General features: G+C 67.1%; 2 protein-coding genes. One reads left to right on the top strand and one right to left on the bottom strand.

Annotation, left to right across the window (positions count from 1 at the left end; all coding sequences use genetic code 11):
• Positions 1 to 426: 426 nt before the first annotated feature.
• Entirely contained in the window at positions 427 to 828 is a 402-nt protein-coding gene (locus QMX78_RS21390) for a classical arabinogalactan protein 4 (RefSeq protein WP_282273461.1), read from the bottom strand.
• Between the two features lie 123 nt (positions 829 to 951).
• Here QMX78_RS21390 and msrB point away from each other — a divergent pair, with 123 nt between their 5' ends.
• Positions 952 to 1,419, top strand: coding sequence for a peptide-methionine (R)-S-oxide reductase MsrB (gene msrB, locus QMX78_RS21385; protein WP_282273459.1), 468 nt, complete (start codon positions 952 to 954; stop codon positions 1,417 to 1,419).
• Positions 1,420 to 1,533 lie beyond the last annotated feature (114 nt).

Below are 1,533 nucleotides of genomic sequence, written 5' to 3'. Positions count from 1 at the left end.
GGGCTCGGCAGGGGCTCTACCGGTGATGCCCCATTGCCGAGCATGGCTCGGCACTACGCCTCCTCCCTTTGGCCGCAGGCCAAGGGGGTGAAGAGGGCCTGCTTGCACGCCACCGGCGTGCGGCCTGATGAACGACCGAAGGCCATGCCTTCGGGCCGGGCGGGTTGGGGAGGGGTCGCTTCTGGCGTTGGCTTGGAATGCCTCCTGCCGAGCATGGCTCGGCACTACACGGACGCTCTATCGGTAAAGCCCCTGCCGAGCACGGCTCGGCACTACGCCCCCTCCCTTTGGCCGCAGGCCAAGGGGAGGGCTGGGGAGGGGTCGCTTCTGGCGTTGGCTTGGAATGCCTCCTGCCGAGCAGGGCTCGGCACTACACGGACGCTCTATCGGTAAAGCCTCTGCCGAGCATGGCTCGGCACTACAGGGTCAGCGCGCGCCGGCCGGCGGCGGCACTACCTGTTGCCCAACACCACTGGGCACGGTGTCGTAGTAGCGATTGGTGCGGGTATCCAACACCCGGCCGGGGCTGGTCTGCCGCATATGCGGTGTCGGCTGTCCCTTGCTGTCGTAGATCGGACGCACGGGCTGTGCCGGCTGGGTGATCGGCTTTGCCTTCGGCGCTGGCTTGGGCTGGGCGGCTGGCCGTGGCGGCAGCGGCCGCACTTCTTCCTGTCGTTGATCCGATGGCGCCGTTGCCGGCGGCCGCGACGGCGGTGGCAGTGTCACCGGGCGGGTTGCAGTCGGCGACGGTGGCTGCTGCAGCTGCGCCTGCGCAGAGAGCGGTGCGATCGCCAGCACTGCCAGCGTCAGATATGTCATCCGTTTCATCGGCATCTCCTGTTCGTCCACTGACCGAGCATGCGCCGGCCCAGCTTGCGCCACCATGAATGCGCCCTTGGACTGACCACTGCCCGCCCCTACCATTGATATCTGCCCCACGGATGCCGCGCCATGACCGCCTTCGACCTGACCCCTCCCAGCACCACCCAACGTGATGCCCTGATCGCCGGGCTCAGCAGCGAAGAACAGCGCGTGCTGCTGCATCACGGCACCGAGGCGCCGTTCTGCGGCGTGTTCCTGGATAACAAGCGCGACGGCGTGTACTGCTGCCGCCTGTGCGCGCTGCCGCTGTTCCGTTCCAGCACCAAGTTCGATTCGGGCACCGGTTGGCCAAGCTTCTTCGCGCCGTTCGATCCGGCCCATGTGCGCGAGATCCGCGACATCAGCCACGGCATGATCCGCACCGAGATCGTCTGCGCACGCTGTGGCAGCCATCTCGGTCATGTATTCCCGGACGGCCCGCCGCCGACTTTTGAACGGCATTGCTTGAATTCGGTGTCGCTGGGCTTTGTCGAGAACGGCCAGCCGTATGCGGACCCGCTGCAGCGCGGCGGTGCCGAGGCACAGCCCGCAGCGTAAGCAAGCGCACCTCCTGTAGTGCCGAGCCATGCTCGGTAGGGGCCTTCCCGTGTAGTGCCGAGCCATGCTCGGCAGAGGCATCACCAGTAGAGCCTCAGCCGAGCATGGCTCGGC

The organism is Stenotrophomonas sp. PS02298 (assembly GCF_029959445.1).
Classification (GTDB): domain Bacteria; phylum Pseudomonadota; class Gammaproteobacteria; order Xanthomonadales; family Xanthomonadaceae; genus Stenotrophomonas.
This window is presented reverse-complemented; position numbering and strand designations above follow the sequence as displayed.

Bases quoted from the DNA above. Each gene is read 5' to 3' on its own strand.
- QMX78_RS21390 (WP_282273461.1), bottom strand. From the start codon at position 828: ATGAAACGGATGACATATCTGACGCTGGCAGTGCTGGCGATCGCACCG.
- msrB (WP_282273459.1), top strand. From the start codon at position 952: ATGACCGCCTTCGACCTGACCCCTCCCAGCACCACCCAACGTGATGCC.